The organism is Mucilaginibacter sp. P4_A11, from assembly GCF_056402535.1.
Window position 1 is genome coordinate 1 of the sequence record NZ_JBFUHE010000020.1, and the last position, 20,798, is coordinate 20,798.

A 20,798-nucleotide genomic window follows, 5' to 3' on the forward strand; every position below is an offset into this window, starting at 1 on the left:
TACCTACCATGTTGGGTGCTAACAGATCGCTATTGAATCTATTGTCGGGATTAAATGTAGCAGTTAAAGCAACAGTCATATTGCCAGAAAAAGGACCATTTTCTGACGAATTAGATAAATTGAACATACCCTACCATGTTATAGCTTTTAAACATGTATGTGTACAAAAATATTCTTTTTTAAAAAAGACGCTTCTTTATTTGCCAAGGCTATTGCGTATTCGTGCGATAAATATTAAGGCTATAAGCACAATAAAAAAAAACGTGAACCTGATTGATTTTGATTTAATTCACTCTAATAGCGGGATTATTTCAATAGGACAGATGCTATCAAAGCAAACGGGTATTCCTCACGTTTGGCACCTGAGAGAGTTTCAGGATTTAGACTATAATTTGGAATATATATACGGAAAGGATAAATATCTTTTGCTTTTAAAACGGGCAGCTGCTGTTATATCAATATCAAAAAGTATTGCAAAACACTTTTACATAGGTGAGGATATAAATGTTATTTATAACGGTTTGTTTAACAAAGAACAAATTCATAATAAATCAGCAGATCCGAATGATAGGTATTTTATCTTTTGCGGCGCTTTAATCTATGACAAAGGAATCGAAGACGCGATTTACGCGTTTTCAAAAATAACCAATGAGTTTCCATCAATAAAACTTAAAATAGCTGGTGAATTTGTTAAAGAAGAATATAGAAACAAAGTACTAAATATAGTTAGTACTTTGGGCATATCAGCATCCGTTCAATTTCTTGGGTTTCAGAATGATCTTACTCAGTTAATGCAAAATAGCATTGCGCTTTTTATGTGCTCGCATAATGAAGCGCTTGGCCGTGTGACTTTGGAGGCAATGTATAATAAGTGCCTTGTAATTGGTTATAACAACGCAGGTACTTCTGAGCTGATCTCAAACAAAATTAATGGACTACTATATAACGATAATCGTGAATTTGAAAGTTCCATACGTTATTCGATAAGTGATCCATCAGCGTGTATGAAATTGGAAAACGAAGGGTACAAATTTGTGATTTCAAATTTCACAGAAAAAGCATATGCAGATCAGGTTTTAAATGTTTATAAAAGTTTAATTTATGACAGAGGTTAGAGGTACTGTTTTTATTATAACGGTTACATATAACGACGCCGACAATTTATTAAAAACATTATCAAGTGTAAGGGCATACAAAAAACCCTATCATCAATTTATCGTTATTGACGGAGGATCTAAAGATTCTACTTTAAATTTAATCGAGAGCAATCATGACATCATAGATAATTGGGTATCCGAAAGAGATAAGGGTATATATGATGCAATGAATAAAGCATTATTATTCCCTATGAATGATGATGACCTGATAATTTGGTTAAATGCAGGCGATTTACTTACGGATTGGTCTGATTTTAAAATAGATGATTATTTTAACTATGATTGCGTTTTTGCAGCGGTTTTTGCGAAGCTTAACGATAATTATAAAGAACATGTAATTACGCCTAAAATATTGGTGCCCTACAACGAGCGCAATTTTTTTCCGGTTACCACATTTATGCACCAGGGCTTTTTAATAAAAAGAAAGGCCTTTAATGTTTTGCCATATGACTTAGGCGTTGGTTTACAAGCCGAAAACTTGCTRATGTCAAAGTGTATTATTGGTGGAAATTACGGTGTTTTTAATGATGCAGTATCTGTTTTTTATCTTGATGGCGTATCAAACAGGGATTTTAAAAAATTGTTAAAATCTTATCTTCAAGTGGCGAAAGAATTGCAGTTTAACATCAGCAGCGTTATTATGCATCAGTTCCCATTTGTTTTTAAAACGCTTGTAAAGATTTTTTTACCTAATAAAGTTTTCAATTTTTTACGAAAAAAATAATTATGATATCAGTTTGCATGCCCTCATATAACGGTGAAGTTTATATAAAAGATCAGCTAGCTTCCATACTTGATCAGCTCTCAGATGAGGATGAAGTGATTATCTCTGATGATAATTCATCCGATTCAACGGTAGAAGTAATCCGGAGTATAAATGATAAACGAATTAAATTATATATAAATGAAGCTAACCTTCATTATATTAAAAATGTTGAAAATGCCCTTAAGCACTCGTCCGGAGATGTCATATTTTTATCAGATCAGGATGATATTTGGGCCCCCAATAAGGTACAAACAACGCTTGCTGCATTACAGGAAAATGATTTGGTAATTAGTGACTGTTATGTTACTGATAGTAATCTTAATATTTTACACGAATCATATTATCAGCTCAGGAAATCAAAGAAAAATAAATTTTTAGCTCTTGCGTTAGGTTCACCTTATTTAGGTTGTTGCTTGGCTTTCCGTAGAAATGTTTTATTAAAATCGTTACCATTTCCAGATTATATTTCGTCACATGATACTTGGTTGGGAAATGTAGGTGCGTTTCTTTTTAAGGCCAAATTTATTGATGATAAGCTTATCTATTACAGGCGTCATGGAGGTAACGCATCAATATTGGCGGGAACAAGTAAAAACCCTTACTGGAAAAGATTTGTAAAGCGGGCTCTTATAGTTAAAGGTTTGATACACGTTTCTTAACTACACGAACTTTGATATAGAAACATATCATCGCCGGCTATTAAAAGCATCTTAATATAATTAGTTGAATGCAACAAAATTTTAGTTTTTCAGTTCTAAATTAAATGTTTGATTATGAAGATGTTTAATTTTTTCGGTGTTTCTTTTCAATTTTTATTTATTATATTTTGTTTAAGCAGCTTTAAAGCTCCTAATGATTTAGGCGGAATATATGTTGCGCCTAATGGTAGCGACTCTAATACAGGGACAATTAGTAGCCCACTGAAAACTTTAAGTTTTGCGGTAGAGAAAAGTAGAAAGTCTGGTGTTAAAAATATAATTTTAAGAGGAGGGGACTATTACAATACTACGGTTACTTTTGTGCCGCAAGATGCTAATTTAATTATAAAAAACTATCAGGGCGAACAACCTGTTTTATATGGGGGGGTATTGTGTGATAACTTAGCTAAGCAAGGAAAATACTTTGTATCAAATGTAAAAGGAACAGCCGATAGGGTATGGGATTTTCGTATGATTATCAAAGATGATTCTATGTTGTTGCCGGCAAGGTTTCCTGCAAAAGGCCTGTTCAGTTACAAAAATAAGTGGAATCAAAAAACACTATCTTCTTCGGAAGGTTCCTGGCAAAAGAAACCATCAGATACGGATCGTGATGGACTTCAGTATAACGAATCAGATTTTCGATCTCTCGATCCTCAAAATGCTGAGATTGAGTTGTTTCATAGCTGGAACGAATCATATTTAGGAATAAAAAGTATTGACTCAATAAATAAGGTAATTTATTTTATATATCCGGCAACATACCCGTTAGGTGCATATATGGATCAGTCTGCAAATGCTAACAAGTATGCTGTATATAATGTGGCTCAAGGAATGACTTCTCCGGGATCATGGTATTTAAATCGTAGTGAGGAAAAATTATATTATTGGCCATTGGCATCTGATAATGTAAATAAGGTTAAAATATACCTGCCTAAGTATCGTACTATGTTTAATTTCGGTAGCAATGGAGTAAACAACATTACTATTGACGGTTTAACTATAAAAGGGTGCTCAAGTAAATTGCAGAATGAAAATTTTGGAGCCGTAACCATGGATGCGGCGATAAGCGGGACAAACGTTTCAAATATTAATTTAAGCAATTTAAGTATAGCAAACACCGGTAGTTCTGGAATTAATTTAAAGGGCAACAATAATAAACTTAATAATCTTTCGCTGTCAAATTTATATGGTGGTGGTATTTATGTAAATGGAAATAACAATGTCGTATCAAATTCAAAAATAAGCAATGCGGGATTATTGTTTAAAAGTGCGGTTGGAATTTATGAAGATGGTGCAGGCAATAGCATTTTAAATATAAATGTTAATAATGTTTCTTATTCGGGAATTTGTGTGAGGGGCGAGAGGGTTACTGTTCAGGGGTGTAAAGTATCAAATGTAATGCAATATCTTAATGATGGCGCTGCAATCTACTGTACCCAAAGGGAGAATATAACTATCACGAATAACGTGATAGTTGGACATCAGGGAAGTAAAATAGGCATCTATTTTGATGAAAAATCAAATAATAGTACTGCAGAAAAAAATACTATTATCGATTTTCAAATGCCGGTACATTGCCATATGGCAAACAATATAAATTTTAATAATAATATAATTATTGGAAGTTCTATCGCACAGGACTTAAGTTATCAAAATTCAAGTAATGTGAATTTTTCTGAAAACATCGTTGTTGGTAACGATATTTATATGGATAATCACCATGCGGGGACTAATAACCCCGGACTTGGCATAGTTGATAGTAATTATTTTGTCACCTTATCGCAGGCTCAACCAGCTCAAAAGAATCAGTTCTCTATTTTAAATAGTAACCAAAAGGACAACAATCATAAAGTATCTTTATCGACGACTAAGCTCAGAGATGTGATAAACAAACTTAAAGATGACCCTAATAAATATTTAAAGTTGAAAGGAATTTTAAGAGGAAATGAATTGGGTATCCAATAAACTTGAAAAAAAAAACACTGAACGTTTATTATTCGAAGTGCAAAGATATTGTCTTTGATGTGGTCTTAGTTTTAAAGCTATAAATAATCTAAATATATCACACTTAATGCATATACCTTGTTGTTATTGCATTTATTAAAATGACTTTACAAAACTAATGGCATCTAAAGAGATAAAAAGTTTAACCGGAATCAGGGGACTTGCAGCTGTATATGTAATCATTTTTCATTGGAATGTTGAGATTTCTCAGAAGATGAAATTGTCAGATTTTACGGGGAATATTCACTTTTTTAAAAGCATCATTAATCATGGTTATCTATCAGTCGACCTGTTTTTTATTTTAAGTGGTTTTGTATTAAGTTTAAGCTCGCACAGGGTATTTACTGAAACAGTATCATTTGGTGAGGATTATAAAACTTTTATGTTTAAAAGGTTTTTTAGAATATTCCCGCTATATATTTGCATGACTGTATTGTATTATTCTCTGTTTGACAGAGGCAGTTTTGCAAATTTTTTAGTTAATTTAACACTTTTGCAAGGTATTATTCCTTTCTTCAACGACTCTGTTATTCCACCAGGCTGGTCATTAACAAATGAATGGGTAATTTATTTCATTTTTCCGTTTTTATTTCATTACCTCATTAAATTTAGAAATAAAGCATGGGTACTGATTTGCGTCTCGCTATTAATTCTCATTCTGATAAGTATTTTAAGAGCACATTTTATAAACTGGGCAAATTATACACAGTTAAGCACAATTAAAGGGTTTAATCCGGTTGTTTCGTATACTCGCGGACCAGCAAGTTTTCTTCGCACTATAGTTTCGTATTTGCTCGGTGTTTTTGCCTTTATGGTATACGATAAAAAGAAAAACTATAGCAATTTTAAATATGCTGCCATAGCAATAATAGTTTTGCTATTTTTTAATAGATCAGACATTTTAATTATACTTTTAATGCCTTTCCTGATTCTTTACTTGACGGAAGTAAATTACCTGAGTAAGTTTTTCTCATCAAAAGTTGTATATTTTTTGGGCCTGATCTCCTATTCGCTATATGTGAACCATTATTTATTTATTGAATCGTATATGAAAGTGAGCAAGATGATAGGTATTAATAATAATGCGTTTAGCTTTTGTTATGTTGTAACGGGGACGTTGATATTTAGTATTATTACGTATTATGCAATTGAAAAACCGGGGATGAGCTTTTTAAAAAATAATGAAATAAAATTAAAACGTAATTGGATTTTTTTTGGGAAATAATGGCATTTCAACTCGTTGCTGCGTCTTTTGCACAAGATAAATACTATAAGCGGTTTATGATAAATTTCCTCTCCTCATGTTAATAAATTGTTAATTGTAAAAAGAATAATAAAATGTCTGTTTTGTTATTAATATTGTAATTAAATCAAAAAAATGTTTATTTTTGAATAAAATAATTTGTTACTTAATTTGATTATTTTAAATAGACTTTCTACCGATGCTTGATAAGCTTTTTTTAATATCAATGCCAATTTCTAAGGGGACTTATAAGCAGTTTATAAGTTCTATTGTTCATTTTGCAGAAAATAAAAGATCTTCATATGTATGTGTAGCTAATGTTCATATGCTAATTGAAGCTTACAAATCTAAAGCTTTTGCGAATTACGTTAGCAATGCGGATTTGATTACCCCTGATGGAATGCCGTTGGCAAAGGCTATAAAAGCCTTATATGGTGTAAAACAAGAAAGGGTAGCCGGAATGGACTTATTACCAGACCTTTTGTCAATTGCCGAAGAGCGTAAATTAGGCGTTTTTTTTTATGGCGGTTCTCAGCAAATGTTAAACTTGACAAGTGAACATTTAACAAATACATACCCTGATCTTATTATATCTGGCTTATATTCTCCTCCATTCAGAGAATTAAGTCAACAAGAGGAAACGGATGTTATTGGATTGATTAATAATTCTAACCCTTCAATTGTATTTGTAATCCTGGGATGCCCGAAGCAAGAAAAGTGGATGTATGAGATGAGGAATAAAATTCAAGCAGTAATGATTGGTGTAGGTGGGGCTTTACCTGTTATGATAGGTATGCAAAAAAGAGCTCCATTTTGGATGCGAAAGAATAGCTTGGAATGGTTATTTCGTTTATATCAGGAACCCAGACGGTTATTTAAAAGATATTTCAGTACAAATTTTATCTTCTTAGGTTTGTACTTCAAGGCATTAGTTGTTAAATTTTTAAAAATTCAAAATTAGCTTATGAAAAAAATCGCCCTATTAACAGGCATAACAGGCCAGGATGGAGCCTATCTAACAGAACTTTTGCTCTCAAAAGGATACGAAGTGCACGGTATAAAACGTCGTAGCTCTCTTTTTAATACTGACAGGATTGACCACCTTTATCAGGATCCGCATGATACAAACAAAAATCTTATCTTACATTATGGTGATTTAAGTGACAGTACCAATCTGATCCGTATAATTCAACAAGTACAACCCGATGAAATTTATAACTTGGGTGCAATGTCTCACGTTAAAGTAAGTTTTGACACACCTGAATATACAGCTAATGCTGATGGGATAGGTACATTACGTTTATTAGAAGCCATAAGGATTTTAGGTTTAGAGAAAAAGACCAAAATTTACCAGGCATCTACGTCTGAGTTATATGGCTTGGTACAAGCTGTGCCTCAATCAGAAACTACACCGTTTTACCCGCGCTCGCCTTATGCAGTAGCAAAAATGTATGCCTATTGGATTACTGTAAACTATCGTGAAGCTTATGGCATTTACGCCTGCAATGGTATCCTTTTTAACCACGAGAGCCCTTTACGTGGTGAAACCTTCGTTACACGTAAAATTACACGCGCAACAGCAAAAATTGCTTTAGGTTTACAGGATAAGTTGTATTTGGGTAACCTTGACGCACAACGCGATTGGGGACATGCCAAAGATTATGTAGAAGCGATGTATTTAATACTACAACAGGAAGTTGCCGAAGATTATGTAATTGCTACTGGTGTAACTACAAGGGTAAGGGAATTTGTAAGAATGGCATTTGCCGAAGTTGGCATAACCATTAATTTCAGAGGCGAAGGTGTAAACGAAACAGGTTATGTTGTTAGCTGTAGCAACCCTGATTTCCAGATAGAGGAAGGTAAGGAAGTAGTTGCTGTTGATGCGGCATATTTCAGGCCAACAGAGGTCGACTTACTAATTGGTGACCCTACTAAATCAAAAACTAAGTTAGGTTGGGAACCCAAATACGATTTGCAAGGTTTAGTTAGTGAAATGGTTGCAGCCGACGTTGAAAACTTCCAACGCGAGAAACTTTTAAAGAGCTCTGGTTATACCATCAAAAATCAGTTTGAATAATATGGATAAATCATCCAAAATTTATATAGCAGGTCATCGCGGAATGGTTGGATCAGCTATTCAGCGCAAGCTCGAAAAAGAGGGATTCCATAATATCATTAGCCGTTCATCATCAGAACTTGATTTACGGAATCAACAACAGGTTGGAGATTTTTTTAATGAAGAAAAGCCTGACTATGTTTTTTTAGCCGCCGCGAAGGTTGGGGGGATTGTTGCTAATAATACTTACAGAGCTGATTTTTTGTATGAAAATTTACAGATTCAGAATAACGTAATACATAGCAGTTACCTTAATGGGGTGAAAAAACTCATGTTTTTGGGCTCAAGCTGTATTTATCCAAAGCTTGCTCCTCAACCACTGAATGAAGATTATTTGTTGACCGGTCCGCTTGAACAAACCAATGAACCATATGCTGTTGCTAAAATAGCGGGTATAAAAATGTGCGACGCTTATCGTGCGCAGTATGGCTGTAACTATATATCCGTTATGCCTACAAATTTATACGGGTATAACGATAATTATCATCCCCAAAACTCGCACGTATTGCCGGCCCTGATCCGCCGTTTTCATGAAGCCAAGGCTCAGAACATAGGTGAAGTTACCATTTGGGGAACAGGAACTCCAAAGCGGGAGTTTTTGTTTGCCGATGATCTCGCCAACGCTTGCTACTACCTAATGCAAAATTATAATGAGGAAGGCTTGGTAAATATTGGCACAGGAGAAGATATTTCTATTAAAGATCTGGCTTTATTGGTAAAAGAAATAATTGGCTATGAAGGTACAATCAATTTTGATACTACCAAGCCCGATGGCACTCCTCGTAAGTTAATGGATGTATCTAAACTTCATAGCAAAGGCTGGAAACATACCATCGAATTGCCTGAAGGAATTAAATTAGCATACAGCGATTTTTTAAGTAAACTTGAAAGTAAGGCTCTTGCTTAAACTAGGTGTTTACGCTTAACCTGTTTTATTTTATATGGCAAGAAAAATTATTATAACCGGCGGTGCCGGTTTTATAGGTTCACACGTAGTACGGAGATTTGTAACCAGATACCCTGATTATTTGATTATAAATCTTGATGCACTTACTTATGCTGGCAACCTTGAAAACCTTACGGATATTGAAGATGCCGCTAACTATGTATTTGAAAAAGCAGACATAACGAACAAGGAACAAGTTGCTGCCGTTTTTGAAAAATACGACGTAACTGATGTTATTCATCTTGCAGCAGAGTCGCACGTAGATAGGTCAATACTCAGTCCTTTGGATTTTGTTTATACCAATGTTATCGGTACTGTTAATTTGCTGGAAGTTGCCAAAGAAAAATGGGCGGGAAGTTATGAAAATAGCCTTTTTTATCACATATCTACAGATGAGGTATATGGTGCTTTAGGCGAAGAAGGTTTGTTTACCGAAGAAACCAGGTATGACCCACACTCTCCTTACAGTGCAAGTAAGGCTGCGTCAGATCATTTTGTGCGTGCTTACCATGATACTTACGGTATGAGAGCAGTGGTTTCAAATTGCTCAAACAATTACGGGCCTTACCACTTTCCTGAAAAGTTGATTCCGTTGATGATAAACAATATTATTAACAACAAGCCGCTTCCTGTTTATGGCGATGGAAAATATACAAGAGACTGGTTGTTTGTAAAAGATCATGCAATTGCCATCGATTTGATCTTTCATGAAGGTAAAGTAGGTGACACCTATAATATTGGTGGCTTTAACGAGTGGAAAAATATTGATCTGGTTCATTTAGTGTGTAAACAAATGGATGAAAAGCTTGGGCGCGAATCAGGTACCAGCGAGCAGCTGATTACATACGTAAAAGATCGCCCTGGTCATGATAGAAGATATGCCATTGATGCAACCAAAATTAACAAAGAACTTGGCTGGGCGCCGTCGGTAACTTTTGAAGAGGGACTTTCAGAAACAATAGATTGGTTTTTACAGAACAAAGCCTGGTTAAATAATGTTACCACAGGTGCATACGCAAGTTACTATGATCATCAATACGAAAATCGTTAATCTAATACTATAAATAGCATGATAATTACAACTACTCCGCTTGAAGGATGTGTAGTAATAACTCCCCGCATTTTCAACGATGATAGAGGGTATTTCTTTGAATCGTATAATGCCAGGCGTTTTAATGAGGCTGTAGGGTACGAGGTGAATTTCGTTCAGGACAACCAATCTTATTCATCCCGCGGGGTATTCAGAGGGTTACACTTGCAAAAGGGCCAGCATGCACAGGCAAAGCTGGTGAGGGTAACAAAAGGCGAGGTATTAGATGTCGCTGTTGATTTAAGAACCGGTTCACCCACTAAAGGACAATACTATTCGGTTGTGCTTTCAGAAGAAAACAACAAGCAGTTTTTTGTTCCCCGGGGCTTTGCACATGGTTTCATAGTTTTAAGCGATACTGCGATGTTTCAATATAAATGCGATAATTTCTACAATAAGGAATCAGAAGGTGGGCTGCATTATGCAGACCCCGAATTGGGTATTGATTGGGGCATGCCTGATGCTGATATTCTGGTATCTGATAAAGACCGGGAACTGCCATTTTTGAAGGATGCAGCTGATTTTGGTTTTTAATAAATTTATTTTACCCCCCATAGTAAATTATTCAATATGGAAAATATCGTAGTTTTCGGTGCTTCAGGACAGCTTGGTCAGTGTTTAAAAAAGGTAGCGGCCTTAAAAAACATAAAATCAATTGTATTTCCATCCGAAGCGGAAGCTAATATTTTAGACGAGGCTTTACTGGACAGCATTTTTGAACAATATAGACCGGCCTATGCTGTTAATTGTGCAGCCTATACCGCTGTTGACAAAGCCGAAGATGATATTGAATTGGCCCGCAAGATAAATAAAACCGGCGCCCAAAACCTGGCTAATAAATGTAAAACCTACGGGGCTACATTGGTGCAGATATCAACCGATTTTGTTTTCAAAGGTGATATCCCTACTCCTTTGGTGGAAGATGATATTGCCGAGCCTGTTAGCATATATGGACTTACAAAGTTGGAGGGTGAGCAGGATATTGCAGCTATATTGCCACAGCATTATATCATCCGTACAAGCTGGCTGTATTCAGAATATGGGAACAATTTTGTTAAAACCATGCTTAAGTTAGGAGCCGATAGGGATGAACTGAAAATTATAGCCGACCAAATAGGTACACCAACTTATGCAATTGATCTGGCTGCTACCATTTTAGATATCATAACATTGGGAGGTGAAAATTATGGCATTTATCATTACAGTAACGAGGGAGTAACATCATGGTATGATTTTGCAAAGGGTATATTTGACTTATCGGGTACTCAGGTGAAAATTTATCCTATTCGTACAAGTGAATATCCAACAAGGGCAACACGGCCCGCCTTTTCAGTAATGGACAAGGCGAAAATAAAAGAAACATTTGGCCTGGAAATTCCGTATTGGCGTGATAGCCTTGCTGTTTGTCTTAAAGCACTTGAATCTGCCCAATAATCTAAACTAAAAACATCACTTTATGAAAGGAATTATTCTTGCAGGCGGTTCCGGAACCCGCCTTTATCCTATAACCAAGGCTATAAGTAAACAGTTAATGCCTATTTATGATAAGCCAATGATCTATTATCCATTGTCAGTACTGATGCTGGCAGGGATAAAAGAAATATTGATCATTACTACTCCGGAGGATCAAGCCGGCTTTAAACGTTTATTAGGAGATGGCAGTGAGTTGGGTTGCAGATTTGAGTTTGCTACACAGGAAGTGCCGAATGGACTTGCACAAGCATTTGTAATAGGTGCCGATTTTATTGGCGAGGATAAGGTGGCTTTGGTTTTAGGCGATAATATTTTTTACGGTTCGGGGTTCAGCAAGCTTATTCAAAGTTTTAATAATGTAAATGGTGCGGCCATATTTGCTTACCCTGTTGCAGATCCTGAACGTTATGGTGTAGTTGAATTCGATAAAGATTTCAAGGCTCTTTCAATCGAGGAAAAGCCGAAAGCGCCAAAATCCAATTATGCAGTACCTGGACTTTATTTTTATGATAATCAAGTTGTGAAAATAGCGCGCGATATACCTGCATCGCCGCGAGGCGAATTTGAAATTACTGATGTAAATAAAGTATATCTCGAAAAAGGCGAATTACAAGTTGGGGTAATGGACAGGGGAACTGCCTGGCTTGATACAGGTACCTTTGATTCTTTAAGTGATGCTTCGGAATTTGTAAGAGTTATTGAAAAACGTCAGGATACTAAAATTGGATGTATAGAAGAAGTAGCCTACCGTATGGGATTTATTGACTATGAAGCTTTGCAAACTTTGGCGTCAAAATATATTAAAAGCGGTTACGGGATGTATATTCAAAGATTACAACCTTAATTGATTTAACAGAACGATTATTTATTTCATAATTATCAATTTAATTAGATGACTAAAATTACGAAAATTTGCTGCATTGGCGCTGGGTACGTTGGTGGCCCAACTATGGCCATGATAGCAAAGAAATGTCCCGACATTAAAGTAACCGTTGTAGATTTGAACGAATCGCGTATAGCTGCCTGGAACGATCCGGATGTTGAAAATATCCCGGTTTATGAACCTGGATTAAGTGAAGTTGTTGCCGAGGCTCGCGGACGTAACCTTTTCTTTTCTACCAACGTGGAATCAGCAATTGATGAAGCTCAGATGATCTTTATCTCTGTAAATACTCCAACAAAAACTTATGGAGCCGGTAAAGGACAGGCTGCCGATTTAAAATGGATTGAGCTTTGTGCCCGGCAGATAGCCAGGGTGGCTAAAGACAACAAGATTATTGTTGAGAAGTCCACGCTACCGGTGAGAACAGCCAGTGCAATCAAGGATATCCTTACCCATACAGGTAATGGTTCGCAGTTTCAAATATTATCAAATCCAGAGTTTCTTGCCGAAGGTACTGCAGTAGAGGATCTTGATTCGCCTGATCGTGTTTTAATTGGCGGCGATAATTCTCCCGAAGGCCAGGTCGCTATCCAGGCTTTAGTTGATGTATACAATAATTGGATTCCGCGCGAACGCATTTTAACTACGAATGTTTGGTCGTCTGAATTATCTAAGCTTACCGCTAACGCTTTTTTAGCCCAGCGTGTATCATCTATAAACTCATTGACCGAAATTTGTGAAAAAACAGAAGCCGATATCAATGAAGTAGCCAGAGCTATAGGTACTGATAGCCGGATTGGCCCCAAATTTCTGAAAGCATCAGTTGGCTTTGGTGGATCATGTTTTCAGAAAGATATTTTGAACCTGGTGTATATCGCAAGAAGCTACGGTTTACAGGAGGTAGCTGATTATTGGGAGCAGGTTATTATAATGAACGATCATCAGAAAAAGCGTTTCGCCAACCAGATGATCAGAAATTTATATAACACCGTTAACGAAAAAAGGATTGCAATTTTTGGCTGGGCCTTTAAAAAGGATACCAACGACACAAGGGAGTCGGCTGCTATTTATGTCGCCGACCATTTATTACACGAACGTGCCCGTTTAGCTGTTTACGACCCTAAAGTTTCGGCCGAGCAGATTTATTTTGATCTTGATTATCTTGCTACAAGAACCCCGGAAGAAAATAAAACTGGTGTCAGCGTAATTTCAGATCCTTATGAAGCTTGTAAAGATGCGCATGCTATTGCGGTGCTTACTGAATGGGATGAATTTAAAACTTATGACTGGCAACGGATATATGATAATATGTTAAAGCCTGCCAAAATATTTGATGGGAGAAACTTGCTTGATGTAAGTAAATTACAGAAAATAGGATTTCAGGTACTGTCAATAGGTACCAATACACAAAGCGTGTAGCTAAATTAATAGCTGCCAACCCAACATGGGTTTATTGTACAAAAACAAAATAAAGAGGGCATTTCAAAGCTTTGAAATGCCCTCTTTATTTTGTAAATATCTATCTGGTTTGAGCTACTGTAGCAGATATTTCAGAAAATACATTCGCCTTTTTCGGTTTACAAGAATGTCCCTGCTGCTACTGTTTCATTGGTTGATTCGTCAACCAGGATCAATGAACCGGTAATGCGGTTTTTTTGGTACTCATCAAATACCACAGGTTGGGTAGTACGTAAACGGATCTTCACCATTTCATTCATCTTGATATCAGTATTTTCTTCCTGCTTTTCAAGTGTGTTGATGTCAAGTTTGTAATAAACTTCTTTAATAATCGACATTACCTCACGCGTGGTAGTTTTAAGGTGATATTTTGCACCCGGGCGCGGACCTCGGGTTGCCATCCAGCAAATCATCGCGTCAAGATCCTGGCTTACCTGCGGTTCGCTGTCGTCTTTTACAAGCATGTCACCGCGACTTACATCAATATCGTCCTCCAAAGTGATAGAGACCGACATTGGTGCAAAAGCTTCCTCAACCGGCCCCGAATAGGTATCTATAGATTTAATAGCCGATGTTAGTCCTGATGGCAGCACAGTGATCTTATCCCCGGGTCTGAAAATACCACCTGCAATGCGGCCGGCATAACCGCGGTAGTCATGATACTCATCTGCATGCGGGCGAATCACTGTTTGTACAGGGAAACGTGCATCTGAGTGGTTTTCATCACTGGCTATATGTATAGTTTCCAGGGTATGCAGCAGGCTTTCACCTTTATACCATGGCATATTTTCCGAATCGTTTACCACATTATCGCCGGCTAAGGCACTAATGGGCACAAAGCGAATGTCTTTAACATCAATTTTGGCAGCAAAGGCTTCGTATTGTTCAACAACTTTATTAAAGGCATCTTCGCTGTAATCAACCAGGTCCATTTTATTTACGCAAACAATAATATGCGGGATCCTTAAAAGCGATGCGATGAATGAGTGGCGGGAGGTTTGTTCAACAACACCTTTGCGGGCGTCAATAAGCACCAGCGCCAGGTTAGCAGTTGAAGCTCCGGTAACCATGTTGCGGGTATATTGGATATGCCCAGGTGTATCGGCAATAATAAATTTGCGTTTCGGTGTGGCGAAGTAGCGATATGCTACATCAATGGTGATACCCTGTTCGCGTTCTGAACGTAATCCATCGGTTAATAACGACAAATCAACGTGCTGAAGGCCCTTTCTTTCGCTTGATTGTTTTACAGCTTCCATCTGGTCTTCGAAGATGGATTTTGAATCGTACAGCAAGCGCCCTATTAGGGTGCTTTTCCCATCGTCAACACTACCTGCTGTAGTAAAACGTAATAATTCCATTGTGGTGGTATATTGTGCTCCAGGCTTGACTGCCTGAAGGCTCATTGAATCAAATTTAAAAATAACCTTGTTTTTTTCTGTCTTCCATTGAAGTATCCGAGCGTTTGTCATCACTTCGATTTCCGCGCTCGGTACTGCGGGTTGCTGATACTTCGGCAACAATCTTCTCCAATGTGTCTGCGCCAGACTCTATACCACCGGTTATGGTAATATCACCCAGGGTGCGGAAACGCATCAATTTGTTTTCGATAGTTTCTCCCTCCCGGAGCTGTAAAAATTCAGATGCCGGCAGCCATGTATTGTCGCGGTAAACGGCATTACGCTGGTGCGCAAAGTATAACGAAGGTATGGCTATGTTTTCCTGCAAAATATAGTTCCAGATATCCATTTCGGTCCAGTTGCTAATCGGGAACACGCGGAAATGCTCTCCCATGCGTTTGCGGCCGTTAAAGATATTCCAAAGCTCAGGGCGCTGGTTTTTAGGATCCCACTGTCCAAATTCATCACGGTGACTAAAGAAACGCTCTTTAGCACGTGCCTTTTCCTCATCGCGCCTTGCACCGCCAATAGCAGCATCTATTTTGTGGTTTTCAATGGTATCAAGCAGGGTTACTATCTGTAACTCGTTCCGGCTGGCATTGATACCGCTTTCCTCAACTGCGCGGCCCTTGTTGATTGATTCCTGAACCGAACCAACAATGAGCTGTACCCCAAGGTTCTCAACCAGTTTGTCCCTAAATTCCATTGTTTCGGGAAAGTTGTGACCGGTATCAATATGGATAAGAGGCATTGGGATTTTAGCGGGCCAGAATGCTTTTTTTGCCAGGTGTGTTACCACAATAGAGTCTTTCCCGCCCGAAAACAGGATGGCAGGACGATCAAACTGCGCAACCACTTCCCTGATAATGTAAATGGCCTCTGATTCTAATTCCTGCAGATGAGTAAGATAATATTTATGCATGTTAACAATGAAAACCCTGCTAACCCCACCTAAGTAGTAGAGTTTTGCATTTAAACTGCAATTATACGTAATTATGCCAATTATAGTGCTATCTATTTGGAATTTAACACAAATGGGCTGTTGTTAATTCCCTAGGTTATTAGGGCTGTTTATCTAATAAACGGATTTATGCCGATGTTTCAATTGTTTTGATCATCTGGTCAATACCATCGGGAGTGCCAGCATCAAACCAAACAAAATCTTTATCTTTTCTGAACCAGGTGAGTTGCCTTTTAGCAAAGCGCCTGGTATTTCGTTTTATAAGCAAAAGTGCTTCATTAAGGCTGGTCTTGCCATCAAAGTGATCAAACAGTTCAGCATAACCAACGGTATTTAACGCGTTCAATTGGCGGTAGGACAGGAGGGTCGTAACTTCATCAATAAGGCCTTGTTTAACCATTAGGTCAACGCGCAGGTTTATACGTTCGTATAATTTCTCGCGCGGCATATCAAGTGCCAGTTTAATGATATTGAAAGGCCTTTTGTTAATGGTGGCATTACGGTAAGATGAAAATGGTTTGTCCGTTGTTTCAAAAACCTCTAAAGCCCTGATGATGCGCTGCGGATTGTTCAGGTCAACCTGAGCGTAATAATCGGGGTCAACTTGTTTTAGCTTTTCCTGTAATGCGGTGATCCCTTCTTCTTCAAGTTGCAGGTTTAGTTTATCACGTACTAAAATATCAGCAACAGGTAAATCATCAAAACCCTCGCAAATGGCTTTAATGTACAGGCCTGATCCCCCCGCCAAGATCACTTTATCGTGTGTTTTAAAAAGCTCGTCCAAAAGTGCAAGTCCCTGCTTTTCAAAGTCGCCGACAGACAAACTTTCAGTTATGGAGTGCGAATTGATAAAGTAATGTTTAGCTGCAGCTAATTCTTCAGCATCAGGCTTAGCGGTACCAATGCTCATCTCCCTGAAAAACTGTCTTGAATCGGCAGAAACCACTACAGTATTGAAATGCTGCGCCAACTTGATGGCCGCAGCTGTTTTCCCTACTGCAGTGGGACCGGCAACTACTATAAGGGTTTTGTTACCCTGTGTCATGCTCATGGCGAAGCTTTTGGTGTTTTATATCTGAACGCCCTTTTTAGAGGCGGGGGACTATATATATACCGTTCCAAATTTACTTTTCACATCAGCCACAACCTGCTTAATGTTTTGTTCCTGGTCGCGTGGACAAATGAGCAAGGAATTGTTGGATTCTACCACAATATAATCATGCAGGCCCTGTAATATCACCAGCTTTTCGCCTGGAACGTTAACCATGCAGTTTGATGAATTATACATGATCACTTTTTCGGCAGGGATAACAGCGTTACCTACATAATCTTTATCGGCCAGGTCATATATCGATGCCCAGGTACCTAAATCGCTCCATCCAAAATCTGAAGGCAATACATATACATTATCGGCTTTTTCCATAATGCCGTAATCTATCGAAATGTTAACGCATTGTTGGTACACGTTATGGACGTGAGATTTTTCGTTTTCTGAATTATAAACCGGTCTCGCCTCAGCAAATGTCTCATGCATTTCGGGCAGGTACTGTTCAAATGCTTTAACAATAGACTTGGCCGACCAAACAAAAATGCCTGCGTTCCATAAAAAATCGCCGCTTTGGATAAATGTTTTAGCTATTTCAAGCGTTGGTTTTTCTGTAAAGGTTTTTACCTTATGAAAGTCATCATTGATAACGCTATCGGTGTATTGAATATACCCATAACCGGTATCAGGTCTTGATGGTTTAATGCCCAGGGTTATCAGGTAATCATTTGAAGCGGCGGTTTGCAGTGATTTTTCGATAGAGGCAACAAAAGCATCTTCGTCTAAGATCTGCTGATCGGAAGGGGCCACAACAATAACTGCATCTGGGTTAAGGCTTTCAATTTTAAAACAGCCGTAGGCAACGCAGGGTGCTGTGTTACGCATTACCGGTTCAGTAAGGATCTGCTGGTCCTCCATGTCGGGCAGCTGCTGTTTTACAAGCCTGGTGTAGTTTTCGTTAGTAACAACGTATATATTTTCTTTTGGGCATACTTTCAGGAAACGTTCGTAGGTATTTTGTATTAATGTTTTACCTGTGCCAAGAATATCTATAAACTGTTTTGGGTGCGAAGTACGGCTTATCGGCCAAAAGCGGCTTCCAATTCCTCCGGCCATAATAATGGCATAATAATTTTTGTTGTTCATTAGCAATAGGGGGATGAGTTGTTTATTGTGATTTGTTTAAAGAGTATTATATATGGTATAAATAGCATTACAACAAAAAGAGTATATAAAAAATTATATACTCTTTTTACGATTAATAATCGTCACTGTTGCCCCTGCTTGGCCTTTCATCATCTTCAAAGCCTTCATCGTCGCTAAATTCATTGTCGAATTCATCTTCTTCCTCCTCCTCTTCACCTCCGCCGGAGTGTTTTTCTTCGGGTAGTTCGTCCGTATCCGTAACTTCCGAAAAATCTTCGGTGTCCTCGGGATTAAAGGCCATTTCGTTTAGGAAATCGAAATCTTCAGTAGTAGGAGGTAAAACGGTTGGGTTAAATGAGTTGCCAAATTGTTTAGGTGCCTCGCCAACTGATTTGACAACGGCGGGATAAGTAGTGCCCGGTGTTTCATCTAAAATGATCTTCATCAATTCAACATGAAAATCGAACGGACGGTCAAAGTTGAACGTATAGTAAAATTTTTGATGCGGATCATCAATAAAGCTCAATAGCTTCACCTTGCTCATCAATGACACACCGCGGTCAATACGCCTTTGGTTAGGCAGGTAAGTTATTTCTTCACCTTTGGTCCACTGGTCATTGCTGATATAAAATGATGAAGAAAATTCCGGATTATAACCGGTTGACTGATGAATTGCGCGGTGAAGATCTTCGAAAGTTTGATTTGATTTTACATCAATTTCTCTCGTAACGTCATCGTAGTCTTCAAAAGTAACCCTGAACCTGTATAGTGCCATTGCTTATCGTAGATTTTGGACAAAAATAATAATGTTTTAATTTAATTTGGGTTAGTCACAACTTTTAAGCCAATTTCAAGGCCTTTGTTAATTGTAAAGCTTAATGCGGCCTCCCGGTTGTTGGGAATTTCGCCCTCCAGTATCGCTTCGCGGATCTGATTTTTTATTATTCCAACCTCGCGACCTTCTTTTATACCGAACAGGGTCATAATATCGTTGCCTGTAACGGGCGGCTGCCAGTTACGGATGCTGTCGCGCTCTTCAACATCTTTTAATTTTTGTTGAACAAGCTCAAAATTGTTACGATATTTTTTAACCTTATATTCATTTTTGGTGGTGATGTCTGCTTTACACAACAACATGAGCCCTTCAATGTCATCTCCTGCCTCAAAAAGCAAACGCCGCACTGCCGAATCGGTAACTATTGATTGTGAGAGCACTATTGGCCTTAAATGCAGTTGTACCAGTTTTTGAACCTGCTTCATTTTTTCATTAAGCGGCAACTTAAGCTGGGCGAAGATCTTAGGCACCATGCGCGCGCCGCGGTCTTCGTGGCCATGAAAGGTCCAGCCGTGGCCGGGTTCAAAACGTTTGGTAGCCGGTTTGGCTATATCGTGTAATATGGCAGCCCAGCGTAACCAAAGGTCGTCAGTGGTTTCGCAGATATTGTCAAGTACCTGCAAGGTATGATAAAAGTTATCTTTATGACCTTTGCCATCTACATAGTCAACCCCGTAAAGCGCTGTCATTTGCGGAAAGATTTTATGCAGTAGCCCGGTATCAAATAAATAATTAAACCCGATTGAAGGTACAGGGGACAAGATGATCTTGTTTAGCTCATCAGTAATACGCTCCTGCGATATGATGCTGATCCTTTCGGCAGTAGTTTTAATAGCCTCAATTGCGATATCATCTATCCTGAAGTTAAGCTGCGTAGCAAACCTGATGGCCCGCATCATCCGCAATGGATCATCAGAAAATGTTTCATTAGGATTAAGTGGCGTACGGATAAGTTTATTTTCGAGATCAACAATGCCATTAAACGGATCAAGCAGTTCGCCAAAAGTATCGGGATACAGTGAGATAGCCAGTGCGTTGATGGTAAAATCGCGGCGTTTCTGGTCATCTTCCAAAGTGCCGTTTTCCACAATAGGCTTGCGCGAATCGCGGCGGTATGATTCTTTACGGGCGCCAACAAATTCAATCTCCAGATCGCGGTATTTAAGCGACGCCGTGCCGAAGTTTTTATAAACCGCCAGTTTAACTTTAAGATTAGCTGCTACCGTTTCGGCAAAGGCTATGCCGTTGCCAATAATAACGATATCGATATCCTTAGACGGGCGGTTAAGGAAAATATCACGCACAAAACCACCAATGGCATAAGCCTGTACATTTTGTTCGCCCGCAAGGCGGGATATAACAGAAAATACGGGATGCTGCAGGTATTGACGCATAAATTATGTACTGAAAACGCTAATAAGGGTACAAAGGTAAGATTAATTAGAAACTATGCCTTGTAAATTAAAAAACGTGAGATTGTGTGCAGTTAAAAAGGGATGACACAATGTTGTTAACGTAGTTCTGTAGTAAGAGATTACAGGCGGTCGCGTCTGGAATTGCAAACTCCGGGC

Annotated in this window: 19 protein-coding genes; 13 read left to right on the top strand and 6 right to left on the bottom strand. The window is 38.2% G+C overall.

The genetic code is table 11. The features are described 5' to 3' along the window. From AC1DUD_RS27315 to AC1DUD_RS27375, 13 genes are all read left to right on the top strand, one after another. The coding region (locus AC1DUD_RS27315; protein WP_477380438.1) for a glycosyltransferase family 4 protein at positions 1–1,115 on the top strand (1,115 nt) is incomplete at its 5' end. Then, positions 1,102–1,881 (top strand): glycosyltransferase, encoded by a 780-nt coding sequence (locus AC1DUD_RS27320; protein ID WP_477380440.1) that lies wholly within the window; start codon positions 1,102–1,104, stop codon positions 1,879–1,881. The genes AC1DUD_RS27315 and AC1DUD_RS27320, both read left to right, overlap by 14 nt. A 17-nt stretch (positions 1,882–1,898) precedes the next feature. Beyond that, on the top strand, positions 1,899–2,582 hold the full coding sequence (locus AC1DUD_RS27325; RefSeq protein WP_477380442.1) for a glycosyltransferase: 684 nt from the start codon (positions 1,899–1,901) through the stop codon (positions 2,580–2,582). A 114-nt stretch (positions 2,583–2,696) separates the two neighbouring features. Then, complete coding sequence (locus tag AC1DUD_RS27330) at positions 2,697–4,589, top strand: right-handed parallel beta-helix repeat-containing protein (RefSeq protein ID WP_477380444.1); 1,893 nt, start codon at positions 2,697–2,699, stop codon at positions 4,587–4,589. Positions 4,590–4,746: 157 nt separating this feature from the next. Then, positions 4,747–5,853 (top strand): acyltransferase family protein, encoded by a 1,107-nt coding sequence (locus AC1DUD_RS27335; protein WP_477380446.1) that lies wholly within the window; start codon positions 4,747–4,749, stop codon positions 5,851–5,853. Positions 5,854–6,070: 217 nt separating this feature from the next. Further along, a complete protein-coding gene (locus tag AC1DUD_RS27340) occupies positions 6,071–6,832 on the top strand; it encodes a WecB/TagA/CpsF family glycosyltransferase (RefSeq protein WP_477380448.1) in 762 nt (253 codons plus the stop codon). Positions 6,833–6,835: 3 nt separating this feature from the next. After that, a complete protein-coding gene (gene gmd / locus AC1DUD_RS27345) occupies positions 6,836–7,951 on the top strand; it encodes a GDP-mannose 4,6-dehydratase (RefSeq protein ID WP_477380450.1) in 1,116 nt (371 codons plus the stop codon). A gap of 1 nt (position 7,952) precedes the next feature. Further along, positions 7,953–8,897 carry a GDP-L-fucose synthase gene (gene fcl, locus AC1DUD_RS27350; RefSeq protein ID WP_477380452.1) on the top strand — a complete coding sequence of 315 codons (945 nt, stop codon included), beginning with the start codon at positions 7,953–7,955 and terminating at the stop codon, positions 8,895–8,897. A 34-nt stretch (positions 8,898–8,931) separates the two neighbouring features. Beyond that, positions 8,932–9,987, top strand: coding sequence for a dTDP-glucose 4,6-dehydratase (gene rfbB / locus AC1DUD_RS27355; protein ID WP_477380454.1), 1,056 nt, complete (start codon positions 8,932–8,934; stop codon positions 9,985–9,987). Positions 9,988–10,005: 18 nt separating this feature from the next. Further along, a complete protein-coding gene (gene rfbC / locus AC1DUD_RS27360) occupies positions 10,006–10,560 on the top strand; it encodes a dTDP-4-dehydrorhamnose 3,5-epimerase (protein WP_477380456.1) in 555 nt (184 codons plus the stop codon). A gap of 36 nt (positions 10,561–10,596) precedes the next feature. Next, on the top strand, positions 10,597–11,460 hold the full coding sequence (gene rfbD, locus AC1DUD_RS27365) for a dTDP-4-dehydrorhamnose reductase (RefSeq protein ID WP_477380458.1): 864 nt from the start codon (positions 10,597–10,599) through the stop codon (positions 11,458–11,460). A gap of 22 nt (positions 11,461–11,482) precedes the next feature. After that, the gene (gene rfbA, locus AC1DUD_RS27370; RefSeq protein ID WP_477380460.1) at positions 11,483–12,343 is read left to right on the top strand and encodes a glucose-1-phosphate thymidylyltransferase RfbA; all 861 of its coding nucleotides are present in this window, start codon (positions 11,483–11,485) and stop codon (positions 12,341–12,343) included. Between the two features lie 48 nt (positions 12,344–12,391). Next, positions 12,392–13,801 carry a UDP-glucose 6-dehydrogenase gene (locus AC1DUD_RS27375; protein WP_477380462.1) on the top strand — a complete coding sequence of 470 codons (1,410 nt, stop codon included), beginning with the start codon at positions 12,392–12,394 and terminating at the stop codon, positions 13,799–13,801. A gap of 158 nt (positions 13,802–13,959) precedes the next feature. On the opposite strand, the gene cysN is transcribed toward AC1DUD_RS27375, so the two are convergent. From cysN to AC1DUD_RS27405, 6 genes are all read right to left on the bottom strand, one after another. Next, the gene (gene cysN / locus AC1DUD_RS27380) at positions 13,960–15,312 is read right to left on the bottom strand and encodes a sulfate adenylyltransferase subunit CysN (RefSeq protein WP_477380464.1); all 1,353 of its coding nucleotides are present in this window, start codon (positions 15,310–15,312) and stop codon (positions 13,960–13,962) included. Further along, positions 15,257–16,162: a sulfate adenylyltransferase subunit CysD gene (gene cysD / locus AC1DUD_RS27385; RefSeq protein WP_477380466.1), complete on the bottom strand. Its 906-nt coding sequence runs from the start codon at positions 16,160–16,162 to the stop codon at positions 15,257–15,259. The genes cysN and cysD overlap by 56 nt, the downstream gene beginning before the upstream one ends. A gap of 166 nt (positions 16,163–16,328) precedes the next feature. Continuing rightward, positions 16,329–17,252, bottom strand: a complete 924-nt coding sequence (gene miaA / locus AC1DUD_RS27390; protein ID WP_477380468.1) for a tRNA (adenosine(37)-N6)-dimethylallyltransferase MiaA — start codon at positions 17,250–17,252, stop codon at positions 16,329–16,331. 51 nt (positions 17,253–17,303) lie between these two features. Continuing rightward, complete coding sequence (locus AC1DUD_RS27395; RefSeq protein WP_477380470.1) at positions 17,304–18,392, bottom strand: mannose-1-phosphate guanylyltransferase; 1,089 nt, start codon at positions 18,390–18,392, stop codon at positions 17,304–17,306. A 112-nt stretch (positions 18,393–18,504) separates the two neighbouring features. Beyond that, entirely contained in the window at positions 18,505–19,167 is a 663-nt protein-coding gene (locus tag AC1DUD_RS27400; RefSeq protein WP_477380472.1) for an IS1096 element passenger TnpR family protein, read from the bottom strand. A gap of 41 nt (positions 19,168–19,208) precedes the next feature. After that, positions 19,209–20,621 carry a CCA tRNA nucleotidyltransferase gene (locus AC1DUD_RS27405; RefSeq protein WP_477380474.1) on the bottom strand — a complete coding sequence of 471 codons (1,413 nt, stop codon included), beginning with the start codon at positions 20,619–20,621 and terminating at the stop codon, positions 19,209–19,211. Positions 20,622–20,798 lie beyond the last annotated feature (177 nt).